Below are 19,090 nucleotides of genomic sequence, written 5' to 3' on the forward strand. Positions count from 1 at the left end.
CAAAATCAAACTCTATGTCCGAAACCAAACCCACATTTACCGGCTATGAAAAATTCATCATAGCACTTTTAGCCACTTTGCAGTTTACCGTAGTGCTCGATTTCATGGTCCTTTCACCATTGGGTTACATCCTGCTCGATAAACTTTCGATTACCACCAGCCAGTTCGGCCTGGTCGTATCAGCGTATGCATTCAGCGCAGGTGCCTCAGGGCTGCTCACTGCCGGCTTTGCCGACAAATTCGACCGTAAGAAGTTGCTGCTTTTCTTTTACGTCGGATTCCTTCTCGGCACCCTTTTCTGCGGTATCGCTCCTACTTATCACCTGCTACTTGCGGCCCGCGTGTTCACAGGCATTTTCGGCGGCGTGATCGGCTCCATCAGCTTTGCCATTATTACCGATCTGTTCGCGATCGATGTTCGTGGCCGTGTAATGGGTTTTGTACAAATGGCATTTGCCAGTAGCCAGGTATTAGGAATCCCTATCGGGTTATTTCTGGCAAACAAATTCAACTGGCATGCGCCGTTTCTGATGATCGTCGGGTTGGGACTGATCGTCGGAGTTTTGATTGCGACCAAGTTGAAACCGATCAATGCGCATTTGAAAATGCAGCAACAAGGCAATGCATTTCAGCACCTGGGCAAAACGCTTTCCCGGCCGGATTACCTGCAGGGCTTCGCGGCCACGGCGCTGCTTGCGACGGGTGGTTTTATGCTCATGCCATTCGGTACCGCTTTTGGTGTTCACAACCTTGGCATTGCCGAAGCGTCACTGCCGACCTTATACATGGTGACGGGCATTTCGATGCTCGTCTTTAGCCCGATGATCGGAAAACTCAGTGACAAAACCGGCAAGTACAAAGTGTTTTTGATGGGCTCCGCGATTACCTGCGTGATGACGCTCATTTATTGCAACCTCAGCGTGACGCCGCTTTGGATTATCATCTGCCTGAACGTCCTGCTGTTTGTTGGGATCACCGGCCGTATGATCTCCGCTTCGGCATTAATGACCGCCGTTCCCGACCCTCAGGACCGTGGCGCCTACATGGGCATTAATTCGTCTATCCAGCAGTTCGCCGGCGGACTTGCGTCACTTTTAGCAGGATTTATTGTGTCGGAAACGAGCACAGGATTCATTGAAAACTATCCCCTGCTTGGCGACGTGGTGGTGTTTGCGGTGATCATCACTGCGCTGCTGATGTACCGCATTCATAAATATGTTTCCATTAAATTGGCGGCGGTAGCGCCGGCCAATGCGCCAAATCCTGCGGTGTAGCGCTTTCTCCCATTCACTAATGTTACCCTGAGCGAAGCGAAGTGCATCGTGCGTGATGCACTTCGACCGCCGGGCGGCCCTGTGCGCTCAGGGCGACAAGCATTTGACAGCAGGTTAGCGACCTTTTCAGTATACTCATTATCAATTTATTACAAAATAATTGAAAAAAATTCTTTTAATACTTTCTATTCATTTAAAATGATCGATACATTTACATCGACAAAAACTTTTATCGCTTTTTATTTGGAAGGATTAGGGTTAAAAATATTTTACGTTTATTTACATGACTGACATGGAATAAACTATTAACTTTTTATACTTATAATACTTTTAAATGAAAATCATCAGTATTGTCAACAACAAAGGTGGTGTGGGAAAGACTACATCTGCCCAGAGTATTGCTGCCGGTCTCAGCAAATTTGCCAATGCACGTGTGTTGGTAATCGATCTGGATGCGCAGGCAAGTCTTACCAAAAGTTTCGGCATTCACCATGCCGGGCTTAAAAAAGACAGCGGCTCGTTCATCACCGGCGAATACGAATTTGATGAGATCGTCAAGCGTGTTGGAGACATTGATGTTTTGCCCGGATCGGCCGAAATGATTCACCGGGAAGACACGATTAAGTCGGCGCCCGTGTTTCCTTTCAACCTGAAAATTGCATTGGAAAAAGTAAGGGACCGTTACGATTTCGTGATCATCGACTGCCCTCCTGCCCTATATGGGAATACGAGGCTGGCGCTCGTTTCGTGCCATCAGTATTACGTTCCTTTGCAGGCAGAGTTTTTAAGCTACGAGGGTCTTCGAAACTTTCTGGTGTATTCGGCCGAGATCAAAAAGATCAGCCCTAGTACCAACCTCGGCGGGGTGTTCGCAACGCGTTATAACCCGAAGATCCGGAAGAAGATCAGCCACGAACTGATCATGGCAACACGGGAGCAGCTCGGTGAGGTTTTTATGGAATCTTACATTCGCGACAACATCGCATTGTCGGAAGCACAGGCCAACGGGACTACGATTTTTGATTATGCACCGAACAGTAATGGAGCAGAAGATTATTATAAGTTGACAAAAGAAATACTGGAACGAATAAATAACTGACACTTATGGCAAAGGAAAGGAAGTTTGATTTTGCACCCCTACCCCTTCCCGAGGTTCAACAGGAAGATGAGCCCGTAGTAGCCCAGACAACTGCCGAAGTCGTGGACGGTGCTCCCACCAAAGTCACCTTCGATTGTGATTTCGTGCTAATGGAGAACATGAAGGATTACGGCTACTGGGAAGGTCTGACACAGAAGGACATCATCATCGAATCCTTAAAGCTGTATTTCCAGGACAAAGAAATCCGTCCCCGCCCCGATAAGATTCGCAACCGCACGAAAGTGGGCCGAAAACCCAAATCGGCATTGGTTTAACGAAAAAAGGTCTCCGGGCAGGAGACCTTTTTTCGTTAAACACGTACATAAAGCTGGGAGTATTGTCGCCACACTATCAACGAACAACCACTTGCACCAAAAAAGGTATCCTTCGTTCCGACGGGCCGATCAGGCTAGGCATCAGGAGCGGTGCCGGGGTTTGTCAAGCCGCTTTCTTTCGAAGGACTGTGAATCGCGAAGAAATTGAAATAGTCCCGATAATGGTCGTAGGGCTCAAAGGATCGAAAAAATCCGTGAACTTCTTTGCCTCTTCCACAAATTTCGGCATCTCCTCTTTCGTAAATCCATCTCCCAGGATCACGACATTGATACGATTGTTCAATGAGCCGGTTTTGTAAAGTGTGTCAATCTGGCAATGCTGGGCGAATGCGTGGGTAAAACGGCCTAGCAGACAAAGTGTGAAGATGAGTTTCTTCATAATACATTTTGATATAGTGTGTAAAACTGATAACTGCTTTTTCGATCTGTCGCCCGATCATTGGACCGCGACCTTTCCCGTGCTCTCGCGCGAACCATTGCTGACCCGATAGAGATATATTCCCGACGGCAAGTTCAAGGGAAGCCTTGTCTTCTTCTCAAAAGAGTCCGAAATCAACTCCCGGCCAGCCTGATCGTATAGTTTAACGTTTGATTTACCTCCCAGCTTTGTCTCGATAGAAATATAGTCCCGTGCCGGATTTGGTGACACGCTAACCAGCACGTCCTGGTCGTTCGGCACGGAAAGGATCGGATCGACTTTTACTTCTGTTTGAGCGGTTTTAGAGCAGCCGTTTACATCTTTGACAACAACTTCGTAAAGCCCGGCCTGATTGAGCGTTGCGTTTGGAATGGAAACCTGTGGGGAAATTGATGCAAAAAATAACGGCCCTCTCCACATGTAAGTCTTACCACCGGCAGCAGCGAGCTTGATCGTGTCGCCTGCGAGATACGGTCCGCCATTTGTCGCGGTAGCATTGGGTAATGGCATGATGTGGATGGAAATTTCCGCGGTCTTGACCGATTGCCCCTGAACCTGGCAGGAACATGAATAGACTGTCGTTTGATCTGGTGTTACATGAATGGATTTGCTGGTTTCTCCTGTGGACCATTTCAACGCGCCCGCGCAGCCATGTGCCGTAAGCGCAACTTCATTGCGAAGGCATACCGAATCCGAACTTGCCACTATTTTGAACACCGCCGGAACAGACGATTTCAAAGACCATGACACTGCACGCGAACGGAACGCGCGGGAGTCATCGCGACGGCTCAGTGTTGTGGTGTCGAAGACGGTCGCTGTTAATGCGGACGAATCCGGTATTTCGCCGCCTTTCAGGGATATTTCATCGCCGGAGAAAGGAAGTAACATTCCATTTAAATGCCACTGCACCTGCAGGGTATTCCGGCTTGGTTTCAAAAGCCCGAGTTTAAATGCCTGCCCGGCAGTCACATCGATACTCGCTGCGGTATCCGGCTCGATCTTTTCGACGGGATTAATGTTCTCTAAAAGCCGCTCTACGGTCGCTTCACGGCAAACTGCGCAAAGTTGCTGGTCGAGATATTCCATCAGACAGGTACCATTGGTAGGCTTGTGCCATTTTGCCGCGTCACCCTCCAAACCATGTTTGTAAATACCAACAGGCGGGCTGTTAAGCCAATTCTTCCAACGGATCGAACCAGGATCGCTAATGGCTGTCATGTTTGCAGCTTCCGTACCATATATCGAACCGGCCCAATATTCATCACTCAAGCGCCCGAAAGCATGCCCGATCTCATGAACACCGATGGTATTGGCGGCATCGTTCAATGTATGAACGGCAATTTGCCCACCCGATCCGCCGTAGTATTCCGTATTAACAAGGACGACAATGAGATCGTAAGCAGGCAAATGCGTCGACATCAGATTAAAAAGCACATCAAACTTAGTGACCTCGACCAGCCGGTGTATCGAATGTCCGAACGAAGCGCCGAAAAATGTATCCTTGTTTCCGACAGGCTGGTCCTTATATGCATCGGGAGCGGTCCCGGGATTAGATACGCCGCTTTCTTTTGACGGTGTACGGATGGCAAAAAAGTTGAAATAGTCCCGATAGACCGTGTAAGGATCATAAGCCAGGAAAAAATCGGCAAACTTCCTGGCCTCGGCCGCGAATTTTGGCATTTGCTCCTGCGTGAAGCCATCGCCAAGTATTACAATATTGATCCGGTTTTCGAGCGGGCCTTTCTTGTACAGTGTGTCCACCTGATAATGTTGTGAAAACGCTGTTGATGCAATGCAAATGATGATTAAAGTGGTAAAAATGCTTTTCATGGTTAATTGAAGTCAAGCGTGTAAATTTTTACAGTTCCTTTTTCAGGACTGACACTGAATAGCTCCAATTGGTTGAGTCCAGAATGCTGCTGCAAGCGGATAAGCACATTACCCTCTGTAGCCTTGACCTCTACCTGACGCATATGTCCGGACGGGTCACTTACTTCCCTACCTTTGAATAAGGGATGCTCAAACACCATTTCGCGTTCGACGGCACTGGCTGAGTAGCGAGCGATAGCTTTGATTTGGTAAGGGAAGTGGACTGAACGTGCAATGTCCTTCATTTTGCCATCGCCTGCACTCGCGCTTAAAAGCTCCACTTTTTCTCTACCACCTACCCCACCGCTAATCCGGAAGTTCAGAAAGAGAATGTGGTCAGGGGAATTTGCATTGTAGTTAGAAATCTGGCCAACCGTTAAAGTGGATTGCGCCGGCTTGCAATGAATCATCAGCAAGCCGGCGAGCGTAATGGCGACCGTAGAGGACAAACGAAGCATGGGTAATTCCGAAAAAGCTGTTACAGAAGTCAATGTACAGCTTTATTGACGTATTTCACAGCGAGTGAAATACTTCCTCCATCTCGCGAACCGCTATCGCAATGTCCTCTTTTCCCGTTCGGTAATTAACAAACGCAGCACGCACAGCCGACTGCCCCGATAGTAAAGTGGGCGTCATAAAAACTTTTCCGCGGCGGTTGAGCTCTTTCAGAAAAGCCGGCATCTTTTCAATGTCTTTTTTCAAACGAAAACAGACGACATTAAGCCGAACAGGTGCCACCAGCGCAAAATTTTCGCTGGATTCGATATAACTTCCGAATTCCTGTGCGCGCTCGATGCTATTGCGAACGATCCATTCGAAACCGTTGCGTCCATAGGCCGTAAGACTGAACCATGCCGGCAATGCGCGAAAGCGGCGGGAGTTTTCGGGCAGAAAGTTGAGATAGGAAAAGTTGTCCGACGTATCCCCCAAGTAAGGCGCATTGGAATTTTGAAAAGTACTGATCTGCAATTTGTTATGCTCCTTCCGAACCAGCGAAACGGCGCTGTCGTACGGCACATTCATCCATTTGTGGCAGTCGATAGTTATGCTGTCGGCGTGTTCCCAGCCTTCGAGCAAATGCCGGTGCGACGGCAGACAGGCCACAAACCCTCCGAATGCCGCATCAATATGCAACCAAAAATGATATTTGTTCTTTAATGCAATGATTGCCTTAATGTCATCAAAATCGACGGTATTTACTGTTCCCGCACTGCAATTGACAATAACGGGCCGCCCCTTGTGTGCTTCGAGTTGCTGCTCAAAGTCTGCCAGGTCGATCGCCTCACGCCCTTCGGGCGTTTGAATTCGCACGATGTTGGCACTGCCCAGTCCAAGCATAGAAAGCGATTTGATTACCGACGAATGCGGCGTGGCAGCCATTATTACGATGTCGCCAGCAACGCCTTCACGCGATATGTCTCGACCGGCACGCGCACCAGCCCATTGCCTGGCGACGCCTAGACCAGTGAAATTCGACATCGTAGCACCCGTTACAAAACCACCATCAAAATCTTCCGGCAAATGCAGCAATTGGCAAAGCAGTCGGATTGCCTCCTTTTCAATGATCGCCGAAACGTCACCATCACCTTGTGTGCTTTGTGTATTCTGATCGTAAACGGCCGTCAGCCAATCCCCGGCGATCGCAGCTGGCGTGGCACCGCCTGTGACAAAACCCCAATACCGCGGTCCCGGACTGGCGACCATCAATTTCTCGTAATGTCTTTTAAACAGATCCAAACCGCCCAATGCGCCCGGCCCTTCATTAGCCAATTCCGTCGCTGGAATGCTAAGATCTGTGATTGAAGTTGGCCGGTCTGCAAGGTTTTCCAGAAAATCCAGGCTGTTAGCTTTTACCTGATCAAAAATTGTTTCCAGGTTATTTAACTCATTATCAAATATTTCAAACATGACTAATGATTATAATGCGCATTAACTAAAATGATTTTACCAGCTTCATCGAGTTCCATTAGTTCTGCCGCCATTCGATTGCTGACACTTTTATAATACAAGATCAAAGAATTGGCTCCAACCAAAACTTCTTGGAGATCGAAATACAAGTCAGTATAGATGTCGAGTGCCTTGGAAAAGTATTTTTCCAGTTCGGCTTTATCCGTAATCACACCTTCTCCATTCATACCCAGTTTGATAATGTAGGGCGAATAAAAGCGGATTTCCGAAGCGTAAAGCGACATAATTGCCGCCAGATCATGGCTGTTCCAGGCGTCGATCCATTGCCTGGCAAAGGATTGCGCCGATTGTTCTTTCAAATTCATGGCTATTTATATTTACTGTTGTGTTGATTGCATTTGCATAGCCCAGCGCCGATGGTAATTGATGTGCCCAAGGTGCCAGGAGAGATGCGACAGCAAGTGCGTAAGAATCAGATGAACAGATTGTTCCGGGAACATATCGAGCACTTTCCGCGGATATTCCTCATTCATGGTAGCATCTTCCAGCGTCTCCAATGTCCCGATCACGATTTCATGAAGCGTATCGAGCTCGACGAGCATTTGTTTTTGGGTAAATGTTTTTCGATTGAACTCCGCATCACGGTCGCGAACGTAGCCATACCCTCCAAGCGTGAGGCCAATATAGGTGCGCAAATTGCCGATCAGATGCTGGCAGAGATTACCGCCGGTGTTGATCGTACCCGGCAATTGCACCCATAGTGTGTCTTCATTCTGGTACTGACCAATTTCGTTCCGGAGCTTTTTAATGTCGCGGCTATACAATGTAATGAAGGTGCTATTGCTCATGGATTTTCAGGACGGTTAACTCATTCTTTCTTTTTTGCAGCTGATAACCCCGGTTTACAAGAAATACACCGCCGATCGTCACAGCGAACGCAAGGGTCGTTAGCCATGTAATTTTTTCATTCAATATAAAGAAACCTAATACCAGCGCCACCAGGGGATTGATGTAAGCATAAATAGACACCAACCCCGCCGGCAACCTGGACATGGCAAATAGATACGAAGCGTAGGCTAAAATAGAGCCGAAAAATATAAGGTATAAGAGCGCCAGCAGCGACTGTGTTTGCAATTCAGGGAGATTCCCCCAGTCGTCATTCAATGCACTCAGCACAAAAAGCCCCATCCCACCGGCCATCATCTGGATCGCAGCATTGAAAAACGGATCTGTTCGGCCTTGATAGCTTTTGGTATACAATCCACCCAGGCTCCACAACACACACGACGCCAGGGTCACACAAATACCCATAAATGACTTACTATCAGTCAAATATTCCAGGTTATCCCGAAACACGAGCATTATGCCGACAAGCCCCATCAACATCCCGACCGCAATATGCACATTGATACGCTCCTCTTTCCTCGCAAGCAGGTTAACCAAGATCGTAAAAAGAGGAACAGTAGCGTACAGTAATGCTGCGAGACCGCTCGGAATGAATTGAACACACCATCCCACGAGCCCGGTGCCAAACGTGATCATACACCAGCCAGGAACGAGTTGCAATCCGATATCGCGCAACGTCCATGAAAATGATCTGTTTCTCAAAACTAAAAAGCTTAACAGCAATGCACCCGCGACCACATTCCTGAACCCCATGAAGAACAGAGCCGGAAAACCTGATACGCCAATGCTTGCCGCCAGGTAGGTGGTGCCCCAAAAGAAACACACGAGGATCAATGCGATATATGCTGTCAGATTACCTTTCATAGCCCTTTTATATTTGACGCCACAAAATTCTCGCCCTAATCGTTAAGAAAACAGATTCACTTTTGTTATTTTTGAGCAGAACAGATTAGAATCTAAAAAAATGGTAACGGAAGACAATGTTCGCGAGGATTTCCTCTATTCCCAAATCGCCGACCGCTTGTCGGCGCAGATTGAAAAAGGCATTTTGAAAGCGGGCGACAAACTCATATCGCTTCGTGCATTGAGTAAGGAACAGGGCATCAGCCTCAGTACCGCATTCAAAGCGTATGTGGAGCTGGAAAACAAAGGCATTATTGAGGCCCGGCCGAAATCGGGGTACTTTGTCCGCTTTTCGCCTTTGAATGCGCCGGAAAGATTGAAAGCGGAACCACCGGGCCCGTTGATCGAAAAGGCTAATGTCGACGAAATGATCAGAACAGTTTATAAAACTATGACGCATGAACGGGTCATCCGGCTCTCGGTTGCGGCTCCTTCGGCCGAGCTGATCCCCGAAGCCAAATTAAACAAGGCGATGATCGAAGCGTTACGAAAGAGCCCGCACAGCTGCACGCAATATGAGGAAGTCCAGGGCAACCGCACGTTACGCAAACAGATTGCCAAATATGCATTCAACTGGAAGGGAAATGTCAGCGAAGACGATGTAATTACGACGCAGGGCTGCATGGAAGCGCTCATTTTCTGCCTTAAAGCCGTCACCGAGCCAGGCGATACCGTCGCCATCGAGAACCCGATTTACTTCGGAATATTTAATATCATGAAGAGTCTGGGCCTTACAATACTGGAAATTCCCTGCCATCCCGACGAGGGTGCCGATCTTGAATACCTTGAAAAAGCGCTTGAAACTGTTCCGGTGAAAGCCGTCCTGTTTGTCCCGAATTTCTCCAATCCCACCGGTGCGCTGATGCCCGATTACCGAAAAAAACAGCTTGTCAATATGCTCGCTGAAAGGGAGATCCCGCTGATCGAAGACGATATTTATGGCGAAATGTATTTTGGTAAAACGAGGCCGGCTACCTGTAAAAGCTACGATAAAAAAGGGCTGATCATGCTCTGTGGTTCTGTCTCCAAGACACTCGCGCCTGGTTACCGCGTTGGCTGGTGTCTTCCAGGAAAGTTTAAGGATAAGGTATTGAGTAATAAAATAATGCACACCGTCTCCTCCGCAACTCCTACGCAAGCTGCGGTCGCTAATTTCTTTGAAACAGGGCGTTATGATTTGCATATGAGACACTTGCGAAAATCGCTTCACACGCAATGCCTGCGCTACATTCAGGCGATAGCCGATTATTTTCCGTCGGACACAAAGCTTGTCAGGCCGCAGGGCGGGTATGTTCTCTGGATCGAGTTGAACAAGCAAGTAAATGCATTCGAACTTTTCGAAAACGCCATTCAGGAGAGCATCAGCATCGCCCCTGGCCAGATATTCAGCACCGATGCCCGGTTCAGCAACTATATTCGGATCAGCTTCGGCGCGCCGTATAATGCGCTGATCGATGCGGGGTTACGAAAATTGGGGGAGTTGATTAAAGCGCAATATCCTTGACTACTTATGCGAAGAGTTTTCTTAAGGTGATCGTTCATTTCATCGGGAGAAATAATCAGGCAAGGCCTCGCTCTTTTGATCTCAATTCCGACCGTCGGATCAAGGGACACGAAAAACATGTCGAACCGCTTGACTACCATTCCCATTCCGAATCGTCAAATGCATTTGCCAAATCGCCCAACAAGTCCTCGTCGGTGTTACTATCCTCCGAACGAAAACGATCCGCCCAACCCTCACGGGGGTTGTTACTCGCAGGGATGATCACGATAGCATTGCCTTTGACTTCGACATCAACGTATTCGTCAATATCAACCTGGTCCAACATTGTTTTGGAAAGTAGGATTCCCCGGGAATTTCCGATCCTGCGAATTTTGGTGAGCATATTACAAGTTATAATTTGTTATAACAAATCAAAATTTCACATTATCTCAATGTACAAGTGGCTGACCGATAGTCCACATAAATTCGCAACAACATTGCAATTAGCTGATTTTCAGCACCTGTAACCCTGTTGCATGCATTTGCAACCTACATTTGTAATGATCCTCTGGCGGCGCTAGCCGGGAAGCGCTCGACGGATCAACATTTGGATTAGCATGTTTGCATTATGAAACTCGACGAAAAAAGCCCCACTCATCAACACGACGACTGCTGCGCAGCGGAAACAAACACCAAGCATTCCCGCGGGCAAAATCATAACCACGACCATGATCACGACCATGACCATGACCACGGCGATCACAGCCATGGGGATGGCGGGGATGCGGGCATTCTGAAAGGTCGCTGGATGTTATGGCTGAGCCTCATCATACTAGCTGCGTTTCTGACCATTACCTACATTGCCAAAATAGAAGTTCCCCGTCCGGTGGAGATCGGGATGATGGCCGTAGCATACATCCTCGCGGGAAACAAAACCGTGGCATTGGCATTCCGGAAGGCAAGCAGGGGCGATTTTTTCAATGAATTTACATTGATGACGATCGCCACTTTCGGTGCATTCTATATCGGCGAATTCAGCGAGGGGGTTGCGGTGATGATCTTTTACGAAATCGGTGAGCTATTTCAGGACATTGCGGTGAGCAGGTCCAAACGATCAATCAAAGCATTGCTCGACATCCGGCCCGACAGCGTCACTGTGCTCCGCGATGGCAAACCGCTTCAAATAGCACCCGGCGAGGTTCAAATTGGCGAGACGATATTAGTCAAAGCGGGTGAAAAGGTAGCGCTGGATGGCGTTATCAGCTCGTCATCAGCGACATTTAATACAGCCGCATTGACCGGCGAGCCCAAACCCCAGATCATCGAAAAAGGTGAGAAAGTGCTGGCAGGAATGATCGCCATCGAAAAGTCCGCCGAAATCGAAGTAAATACGCTATTCAAGGATTCCAAGCTTTCGCGTATACTGGAAATGGTGCAGGAAGCAAGCGCACGAAAAGCCCCTACCCAATTGCTGATCAGCCGATTGGCTCGCATTTACACACCAATAGTATTCCTGCTCGCATTACTTATCATCATCGGCCCGTTGCTTTTTGTAGACAATTACAATTTCGACCAGTGGCTTTACCGGGGCATGGTGTTCCTGGTGATCGCCTGTCCCTGCGCATTGACAATCTCTATTCCGCTCGGGTATTTTGGCGGGATCGGCTTGGCTTCCAGAAACGGCATTCTGGTCAAAGGCGCTAATTTTCTGGATATTATTACCAAAATCGACACTTTGGTTTCGGATAAAACCGGCACACTTACCAAAGGGGTTTTTCAAGTTCAAAAAGTCGATACACTCCTTGATAACGCCGATTTCCTGCACCTGACGGCATCACTTGAAAGCTATTCCACCCATCCAGTGGCCAGGGCGGTCGTTACCTATGCAGGTGGTATTGAACTCACAAAACCTGCGAATGTGCAGGAAATTGCGGGCCATGGACTCGAAGGCGATGTAGACGGACGAAACATTCTGGCGGGAAACTCCAAACTTCTTGATAAATATAATGTTAGCTATCCCCACGAACTTGCTTCGATTATCGAAACGATCGTCATGGTTGCCGTCGACCGTGCTTATGCAGGGCACATTCTAATCGCCGATGAGATAAAAGAAGACGCCGCAATGGCTGTTTCAGAACTCAAAAAGCTAGGCATCACAACCATTATGCTGTCGGGCGATAAAGAAGCCGTTGTCACAAAGGTTGCAGGAGAGTTAGGCATTGAGAAGAGTTACGGCGGGCTTTTGCCTGAAGACAAAGTCCGGATCGTCCAAGAGCTTAAAAACCAGGGCAAGCACATCGCATTTGCAGGTGATGGCGTAAACGACGCGCCTGTGATCGCGCTCGCCGACGCCGGCATCGCGATGGGTGCATTAGGCTCGGACGCCACCATTGAAACGGCCGATATTGTGATACAGAACGACCAGCCATCCCGCATCGCATCGGCTGTGAAGATCGGAAAAATCACAAAATCTGTTGTATACCAAAACATTTCATTGGCCATGGCCGTGAAGGTGGCGGTCATGGCGCTTGGTGCGGGCGGCGTCGCTACACTCTGGGAAGCTGTGTTTGCCGATGTCGGCGTGGCCCTTCTGGCAATTTTAAATGCCTACCGGATCCAGGGAAAGAAAATCTAGAACACCATCTTTTAATACTATGGCTAAGCAACTGGACCATATCACAGACGATTTGCAAGCCTTCATTCAGGCACAAAAGATATTTTTCGTAGCCACTGCGGCGGAAACGGGCACAGTAAACCTTTCGCCAAAGGGGATGGATTCGTTCCGCATCCTCGGCCCCAACCGTGTAATGTGGCTCAATGTAACAGGCAGCGGCAATGAAACTGCCGCACATTTGCTTCATAATGATCGCATTACCATCATGTTTTGCGCATTTGAAGGAAAACCTTTGATTTTGAGATTGTACGGACACGGCAAAACCTACCACTCTGGCAGTGCGGAATGGAGTGAATACTATCCCCTTTTCGCACCGCTTGAGGGAGCGAGACAATTAATTGACATACAGGTAAACCTCGTACAAAGCTCATGCGGCATGGCCGTGCCGTTCATGGATTATAACCGGGAAAGGGAGGATCTTGCCATCTGGGCGCGCAAACAGAGCCCCGACGGTATTCAGAATTACTGGGCACGGAAAAACATGGTCAGTATTGACGGCTTCGACACCGGCATCTTCGCCTCCCCATCGGCCAGCGATAATAAAAATTGAATTAGTTCGGGGTTCAGTAATACTGAACCCCGAATACCCAATACCGATGCATTCTTAGGTCGGATCGAAGAATCAGAACTAGAATCCAAAGTCTTCCTCGGGCGTAGCCCACTCATTCCAAGACTTTTCAGTGCCCCGAAAAATAAGCGAAACTGGCCGACAAATAATTACCTAAACGACTGGAACGGGAGTAATGCCTGCCACCTTTTCAAGGGCGATGGTAACCCTCTCGATGCGGTCAACGTTACCGCGACTGCTATCCGAAACTGCCTGTGCCACTGAGGTTAAGTAGTCTCCACCAAGCTTGGTGTTGAAAAATGGGTCACGTTCCGCAAGAACGCCACGCCAGTTCTTACCCACAATGTTTCTCGATTTCATAAACCTGATTAACAGGCGCTCCTTGATGGACAGACCACCATACTCGGAGACTCTTGCTTGTAGCTCTGTCATCTTTATGGGAGGTGTGTGTTAAAAATTGTAATTTGCGCTTTACTAATACCGGTAAGTACTAGTATGATCAAAAGTACAGATTAACTATATCAAAGTCAAGTATTTTTATATTAAACTTCTAACTAATGTCAATTGTTGGCGAACGCATTAAAAAATACCGCGAATTGAAGGGCTGGAACCAGCATAAACTGGCCAAGGCATTAAAAAAATCGGGGAAGGCGGTTATCTCCAACTGGGAAACTGGAAGGAACGATCCCTCCCTGGCAGAACTTCGGATGATGGCCGAGATATTCGACACCACCGTCGCCCAGCTAGTAGGCGAAGTACCCATGCTCGAAGAACCGAGAGAGCAATATATTATGATCAAAAAAGACGACCTCATCGACCTTCAGCGCAAAGCCCTCGAACTGGAAGCCGACAGGATCAATGCTTTAAAAGGGCAGTTGGAACAAGTCCAGAAAGGTGAAGAGCCGAAGGATCAGTCCATTTCATAAGGCAAGGTTGCGCTGAAACAACGACCGGAACCCGAGCGCACACGTGCAGCTGATCACAATAAGCAGTATCCACAGGGCACTATAGCCCCAACGTCCTGCCACATAAGCACCCATCATCGGGCCTATAATCTGCGCGATAGCCTGTGACACCGAATAGGCCGCCGAATATTTGCCCCGGTTCAAATCGCTCGCCCGGTTCATAACGAACGTGCTCAGGTAAGGGAAAGCCAGCATTTCACCCGTGGTAAAAAGCACCACGGTGACTACTGCCAATACTACGGGAAGGACAGAGGGCATCACCAGCGCCAGAAAGGCTATGGCACTAAAAGCGGGTCCCGACACCATGTAGAAATAGTCAGGTTTACGATTCGCAAGATTTTGTACCAATACCATTTCGAACAGCGCGATAATCAGTCCATTCATTCCCAGCAAAATCCCGATGCTAGACTCGCCAATGCCCATTTCCTGCTTCCAGTAAACGGGTACCAGTCGGAACAACACCACGAAGCACAGCATATATAAGGTAACCAGCACCAGGAAGCGCACAAAAAAAGCGTCGCGCCACGGCGAACCTGTGCTTACATTCGCTTCTTCGCGAAAGTCGTTTCGGGTAGCGGGTTTTCTTTTGGGTAATAGTATCACAATCAGCAGCCCCGCAAGGACATACACAATGCCATCTACCCAAAACAACAAATGATAGTTAATCGCCGCCAGCAACCCTCCCACTCCGGTACCAAAACCAAAGCCGATATTGGTGGCAAGACGATTGAGTGCGTAGGAGCGCATCAGGTTTTCCGGCGTCGAATAGGCGGCAATGGCAGTTTGATTAGCCGGTTTGAAAGCTTCCACAAAAAAACTGAGGACAATGATCAGGAAACAGAGCAGTACAAAATCGGTCACAAAGCCAAAAAGGACAAAAAACACTCCGCTTAGCACCAGGCTTCCGATCTGCACGGGGTGAAAGCCCAGTTTATCGGTAAGATAGCCTCCCGCCATAGCTCCGAGCACGGAGCCGACACCGAAAAGTGTGATGATAATGCCTGCGTCCCCAATACTTCGATGCAGGCTTTGCGTGATATACATACTCATGAAAGGCACGGCCATATATCCGCAACGGTTCACTAATATCACCAGGCTCAGCAACCAGGTTTCCCTGCTTAGCCCACTGAACGAAGTGCGGTACGCCCCTATAACTTTTCCGATCATAACAAATCCCTGATTATCCTGACACTTTCCTCGAGTTCCCCCGGATCAGAAGAAGCGAATCCGAGGCGTATATAGTTCCTGAAGTGGGGAGGATATCCCGCAACTTTTCCATCCGCGAAATAAAGGTCCTTCTTTGCGGCTCTGGCAGCCAGCTTTGGAACGTCGATGCCAGGATCGAAACTCGTCCAAACGGCCATTCCGCCGTCGGGTACGTCAAAACGGACGTGATCGGACAACTCGGTTTTCAAAAGTTCACAGAAAAAATCACGGCGCTGCTTGTATACGCGTACCGATTTCCGCAAATGGCGCTGTATCACACCGGTTTGCAGCAATTCGGCGACGGCATTTTCGAGCATCACATCGCCCTGCCGGTCGATAATACGCCGAAGCGACGCCAGGTGCGCAATCACGTCCTCGGGCCCGACCAGATAACCAATCCGGAACGCCGGTGACATGGTTTTAGTAAACGAGCCGCAATAAAGCACCATCCCGGCGCGATCGGCGCCGAAAAGCGGAAGCAGCGGTTTGCTGAGATAATGAAAATCGTAATCGTAATCGTCTTCAAATATCACAAAACCGTGCGTTTCAGCCAGTTTGAGAAGCTTGATCCGGCGATCGGGCCGTAAAGCGACGGTGGTGGGATATTGATGGTGAGAGGTGACGTACACCATTCTGACCGACTGTTTAAAACAGAGCTCTTCCAGCGCATCTACGTCCATACCGTGCTCATCCACTGGCACATGAAAGATATTCGCGCCCGCCTGGGTAAAGTTCATGGATGCCCCGAACCACCCCGGGGCATCGGTAACAACGCAATCGCCGGACTTGACAAGGCTGGTTACGGCCAGGTACATACCCATAATCATTCCCCTGACGATGAGAATGTTGGCAGGTGAGGTTTTCAGTCCGCGCGTCTCGTTCAAATGGGCGGACAGTTCCTGCCTAAGCCAGTTTGTACCGCTGGTTTCGCCGTAGCCAAGCCGCAAATATGGATTGCCATGCAGCAACTGGCTGCGGTAGGCCCTCGACAAGTCTTCCAAAGGCGCGAGCCGGGGATCGGGAAAGCCGTCGTCCAGGTGCAGCCGTAAGCCGGCTTTCAAAACCGGCTTATTAAGATGTTCCGGTCTGTTGAAGCGAAATCCGGCGATTTTCAAAGGGTCGCGACCGGCAGTATCTTCCATCTGGATAGACACGAGCCGTATTTCAGGAAGGTTTTTAGCGACAAATGTGCCATTTCCTGTCTGGCTTTCCAGCCAACCCTGCGCAAGCAGTTCGTCGTAAGCCTGCACGACGGTCCGACGATGGACTTTCAAGAAAGAAGCCAACTGCCTGGTACTCAATAAGCGATAGCCGGATTGCAGCGTACCGTCTTTGATCAGCGACATCAACTGGTTGGCGATCTGAATGTAAACCGGCTGCTTTCCTCCCTTTTCAAGCGTAATAAGGGTGGACAGAACATTCATCATGATTGGACTACCTCTATTTAAAAGATTGGATTAGAACGATAGGCCAATTAAGCCATAATTTCGAGGAAAACAAAGCACATGAACACGCCACCACCCTATCTCGTACCAAGCCGTCTGGCCAAGCGGACGCATTATGAGCATGAAACAATCTGCTCCATTCTCGACGAAGCACTGTTTTGCACTATTAGCTATGCCGTGGACAATAGGCCGTTCTCCATTCCGACGGCTTTTGTCCGCTACGAAAACAAAATTTACATTCACGGTTCGGTAGGAAGCCACTTCATCCGGGAAATAGAGAAAGGCGTTCCGGTTTGCATTTCCGTGATGCTGGCCGACGCATTGGTGGTGGCGAAGTCGGCGTTTAGCCATTCCGTGAACTACCGGTCAGCTATCATTTTTTCGAAAGCGGAAAAAGTCGAGGACATCGAGACAAAAAGAGCTGCTTTTGAATGGCTTACCAACAAGATCGTTCCAAACAGCTGGGAGTACCTGCGCCCTATGACCGACAGCGAAGTGCGGAAAACAACTGCGCTGGCATTTTCATTTGACGAGGCTTCCGCGAAGATCAGAGATGGAATGCCAAAGGACGAACCTGAGGATCTGGCACTACCTATCTGGTCGGGACTTATTCCTTTGCAAACATTACGGGGCATACCGCTGGCAGATGAAACCAGCCAAAATATCCCGCTTCCCAAACATTTAAATTAACCCCATGCAACTTTGGTGCCGGTTGGAGCATCTTTCGGGCAAATTCACCTGCAATATCATATCAAATGTTGCACTTCATGTCAGGAAAGGAAATATTCGACCGGTACCAACTGGCTGCATTAAAAAAAGGACTGGGTTCCCACGAGTTCGACTATGGGAACATTTTATACCAGGCGCTGCGCATCGAAGGGGAAGAAAAGGTCTTTCAATTGCTTGAACTGGCGGAAAATACCGGTAAACGCATCGCCATCTCCTACTCTGTTCCCGGTGCAGACACCGATGCCGAGGCAACTATCGTAATTCTCGTCTGACAAAGCACGTGACCAACCACATAGCCTATCACGTTAAACACATAATTCTCTTTTGATTTGCGGACCGCGGTAGCGAATTTTGGCATCATTTAAATGCCTCGAATCAGCAGATCATATGGAATTTCTTATCGTTATCGCTTTTTTCGGATACATCTATTACCTCCGCAACTACGCCGACCTCCGAACCCCAAGCGAAAAAGAAGCAGCCGCCCTCGCCGAGGGCATTATCTTATATGAAAACGGGCAAACCGGTAAAGCATACGACTATTTCGACGCCAGAATCCGGCAAAAGCCCAAATCCAGCATTGCTTATCTTTACCGAGGTTTGTGCCAGCATAAGCTTGGAGATAATGTTTCGGCTTTGAAAGACATACAGAGTGGCCTTAGCTACGACGACCAGGTTTACGAGCTTCATCTCGGAATGGGCAAAATTTATTTGGAGCAAGGCGAAACCGAAAATGCACTCTCTGCATTCGACAGAGCAGTAAGTACCTCCGAAGAGCAGAGCGAAGCTCCCTACCTATGGCGGGCAAAGGCGTTAACCCGACTTGGCCGGGTTAACGAAGCCAATCTGGACCATTTGCACGCCGAGGAGTTGAAGGAGGCCCTTAAAACAACTTCTGGTAAACCTGTGTCCAAAGCGCCTTTTTTTGACAAACGGCTTGCTATCAATATGGCGATGATTGTCATGACCAGCGCTTTACTGATTTATGTAGTCAAAAGCGCCGAAAGCATTCACTTGCCGTACTTGGTGGCAGTTTTCGCTGCGATTTCTATCGGCTTTGTCGAGCCTTACAAAGGTTGGTTGTTGGCTATCATGCAATGTACTTTTATGCTGACAGGTTATTTTCTTTTGACTACACTTCCAACTGACGGCGCCCGGCAGGAGCTCGAAAATTTTAGTCTGTACGGCGCAATGATCCTGACCTTCGCGGCCAGCTTTTTAGGAGGGTTTCTAAAGAGAGCTTTGAATATGAAATAATTATTTATCAAAATC

22 protein-coding genes are annotated in these 19,090 nt (G+C 48.6%); 10 read left to right on the forward strand and 12 right to left on the reverse strand.

Going from position 1 to position 19,090, the window contains the following annotated elements:
- Nucleotides 1-14: 14 nt before the first annotated feature.
- From LZD49_RS06135 to LZD49_RS06145, 3 genes are all read left to right on the forward strand, one after another.
- Nucleotides 15-1,274: an MFS transporter gene (locus LZD49_RS06135; RefSeq protein WP_234666434.1), complete on the forward strand. Its 1,260-nt coding sequence runs from the start codon at nt 15-17 to the stop codon at nt 1,272-1,274.
- Between the two features lie 334 nt (nt 1,275-1,608).
- Nucleotides 1,609-2,373 carry a ParA family protein gene (locus tag LZD49_RS06140; protein ID WP_234666435.1) on the forward strand — a complete coding sequence of 255 codons (765 nt, stop codon included), beginning with the start codon at nt 1,609-1,611 and terminating at the stop codon, nt 2,371-2,373.
- A gap of 5 nt (nt 2,374-2,378) precedes the next feature.
- Nucleotides 2,379-2,687, forward strand: a complete 309-nt coding sequence (locus LZD49_RS06145; protein WP_234666436.1) for a hypothetical protein — start codon at nt 2,379-2,381, stop codon at nt 2,685-2,687.
- A gap of 163 nt (nt 2,688-2,850) precedes the next feature.
- Here LZD49_RS06145 and LZD49_RS06150 read toward each other — a convergent pair whose 3' ends face one another.
- Genes LZD49_RS06150 through LZD49_RS06180 form a run of 7 tightly spaced genes read right to left on the reverse strand, consistent with a single transcriptional unit; the run spans nt 2,851 to nt 8,712 of the window.
- Nucleotides 2,851-3,126 carry a M64 family metallopeptidase gene (locus LZD49_RS06150; protein WP_234666437.1) on the reverse strand — a complete coding sequence of 92 codons (276 nt, stop codon included), beginning with the start codon at nt 3,124-3,126 and terminating at the stop codon, nt 2,851-2,853.
- Nucleotides 3,127-3,183: 57 nt separating this feature from the next.
- Complete coding sequence (locus LZD49_RS06155) at nt 3,184-4,995, reverse strand: M64 family metallopeptidase (RefSeq protein WP_234666438.1); 1,812 nt, start codon at nt 4,993-4,995, stop codon at nt 3,184-3,186.
- 2 nt (nt 4,996-4,997) lie between these two features.
- Nucleotides 4,998-5,492, reverse strand: coding sequence for a hypothetical protein (locus LZD49_RS06160; protein WP_234666439.1), 495 nt, complete (start codon nt 5,490-5,492; stop codon nt 4,998-5,000).
- Between the two features lie 55 nt (nt 5,493-5,547).
- Nucleotides 5,548-6,942: an aminotransferase class I/II-fold pyridoxal phosphate-dependent enzyme gene (locus tag LZD49_RS06165; protein WP_234666440.1), complete on the reverse strand. Its 1,395-nt coding sequence runs from the start codon at nt 6,940-6,942 to the stop codon at nt 5,548-5,550.
- A gap of 2 nt (nt 6,943-6,944) precedes the next feature.
- Nucleotides 6,945-7,307 (reverse strand): nuclear transport factor 2 family protein, encoded by a 363-nt coding sequence (locus LZD49_RS06170; protein WP_234666441.1) that lies wholly within the window; start codon nt 7,305-7,307, stop codon nt 6,945-6,947.
- 12 nt (nt 7,308-7,319) lie between these two features.
- A complete protein-coding gene (locus LZD49_RS06175) occupies nt 7,320-7,790 on the reverse strand; it encodes a DUF1572 family protein (protein ID WP_234666442.1) in 471 nt (156 codons plus the stop codon).
- A complete protein-coding gene (locus LZD49_RS06180) occupies nt 7,780-8,712 on the reverse strand; it encodes a DMT family transporter (protein WP_234666443.1) in 933 nt (310 codons plus the stop codon). Before LZD49_RS06180 ends, LZD49_RS06175 begins: the two co-directional genes overlap by 11 nt.
- 100 nt (nt 8,713-8,812) lie before the next feature.
- Here LZD49_RS06180 and LZD49_RS06185 point away from each other — a divergent pair, with 100 nt between their 5' ends.
- A complete protein-coding gene (locus LZD49_RS06185; protein ID WP_234666444.1) occupies nt 8,813-10,255 on the forward strand; it encodes a PLP-dependent aminotransferase family protein in 1,443 nt (480 codons plus the stop codon).
- Here LZD49_RS06185 and LZD49_RS06190 read toward each other — a convergent pair.
- Both LZD49_RS06190 and LZD49_RS06195 read right to left on the reverse strand, forming a co-directional pair.
- On the reverse strand, nt 10,162-10,401 hold the full coding sequence (locus LZD49_RS06190) for a type II toxin-antitoxin system PemK/MazF family toxin (RefSeq protein WP_310590471.1): 240 nt from the start codon (nt 10,399-10,401) through the stop codon (nt 10,162-10,164). The two genes, LZD49_RS06185 and LZD49_RS06190, sit on opposite strands and share 94 nt — an antisense overlap.
- Nucleotides 10,389-10,637, reverse strand: coding sequence for an AbrB/MazE/SpoVT family DNA-binding domain-containing protein (locus LZD49_RS06195; RefSeq protein WP_234666445.1), 249 nt, complete (start codon nt 10,635-10,637; stop codon nt 10,389-10,391). Before LZD49_RS06195 ends, LZD49_RS06190 begins: the two co-directional genes overlap by 13 nt.
- Nucleotides 10,638-10,862: 225 nt before the next feature.
- Between LZD49_RS06195 and LZD49_RS06200 the strand changes: the two genes are divergently transcribed.
- Complete coding sequence (locus tag LZD49_RS06200) at nt 10,863-12,869, forward strand: heavy metal translocating P-type ATPase (protein WP_234666446.1); 2,007 nt, start codon at nt 10,863-10,865, stop codon at nt 12,867-12,869.
- Between the two features lie 19 nt (nt 12,870-12,888).
- Entirely contained in the window at nt 12,889-13,458 is a 570-nt protein-coding gene (locus LZD49_RS06205) for a pyridoxamine 5'-phosphate oxidase family protein (protein ID WP_234666447.1), read from the forward strand.
- 171 nt (nt 13,459-13,629) lie between these two features.
- On the opposite strand, the gene LZD49_RS06210 is transcribed toward LZD49_RS06205, so the two are convergent.
- Nucleotides 13,630-13,908: a hypothetical protein gene (locus tag LZD49_RS06210; RefSeq protein ID WP_234666448.1), complete on the reverse strand. Its 279-nt coding sequence runs from the start codon at nt 13,906-13,908 to the stop codon at nt 13,630-13,632.
- 125 nt (nt 13,909-14,033) lie between these two features.
- On the opposite strand from LZD49_RS06210, the gene LZD49_RS06215 reads away from it, so the two are divergent.
- The gene (locus LZD49_RS06215; RefSeq protein ID WP_234666449.1) at nt 14,034-14,402 is read left to right on the forward strand and encodes a helix-turn-helix domain-containing protein; all 369 of its coding nucleotides are present in this window, start codon (nt 14,034-14,036) and stop codon (nt 14,400-14,402) included.
- Here LZD49_RS06215 and LZD49_RS06220 read toward each other — a convergent pair.
- Both LZD49_RS06220 and LZD49_RS06225 read right to left on the reverse strand, forming a co-directional pair.
- Entirely contained in the window at nt 14,397-15,608 is a 1,212-nt protein-coding gene (locus LZD49_RS06220; protein WP_234666450.1) for an MFS transporter, read from the reverse strand. The two genes, LZD49_RS06215 and LZD49_RS06220, sit on opposite strands and share 6 nt — an antisense overlap.
- Entirely contained in the window at nt 15,605-17,074 is a 1,470-nt protein-coding gene (locus LZD49_RS06225; RefSeq protein WP_234666451.1) for a PLP-dependent aminotransferase family protein, read from the reverse strand. The genes LZD49_RS06220 and LZD49_RS06225 overlap by 4 nt, the downstream gene beginning before the upstream one ends.
- Before the next feature lie 78 nt (nt 17,075-17,152).
- On the opposite strand from LZD49_RS06225, the gene LZD49_RS06230 reads away from it, so the two are divergent.
- The 3 genes from LZD49_RS06230 (at nt 17,153) to LZD49_RS06240 (ending at nt 19,075) form a co-directional block, all read left to right on the forward strand.
- On the forward strand, nt 17,153-17,782 hold the full coding sequence (locus LZD49_RS06230; RefSeq protein WP_234666452.1) for a pyridoxamine 5'-phosphate oxidase family protein: 630 nt from the start codon (nt 17,153-17,155) through the stop codon (nt 17,780-17,782).
- A gap of 77 nt (nt 17,783-17,859) precedes the next feature.
- Nucleotides 17,860-18,093, forward strand: coding sequence for a hypothetical protein (locus tag LZD49_RS06235; RefSeq protein ID WP_234666453.1), 234 nt, complete (start codon nt 17,860-17,862; stop codon nt 18,091-18,093).
- A gap of 115 nt (nt 18,094-18,208) precedes the next feature.
- Nucleotides 18,209-19,075: a M48 family metallopeptidase gene (locus LZD49_RS06240; RefSeq protein WP_234666454.1), complete on the forward strand. Its 867-nt coding sequence runs from the start codon at nt 18,209-18,211 to the stop codon at nt 19,073-19,075.
- Nucleotides 19,076-19,090 lie beyond the last annotated feature (15 nt).

The organism is Dyadobacter sp. CY261 (assembly GCF_021440085.1).
In the GTDB taxonomy this organism is placed as follows: Bacteria; Bacteroidota; Bacteroidia; order Cytophagales; family Spirosomataceae; genus Dyadobacter.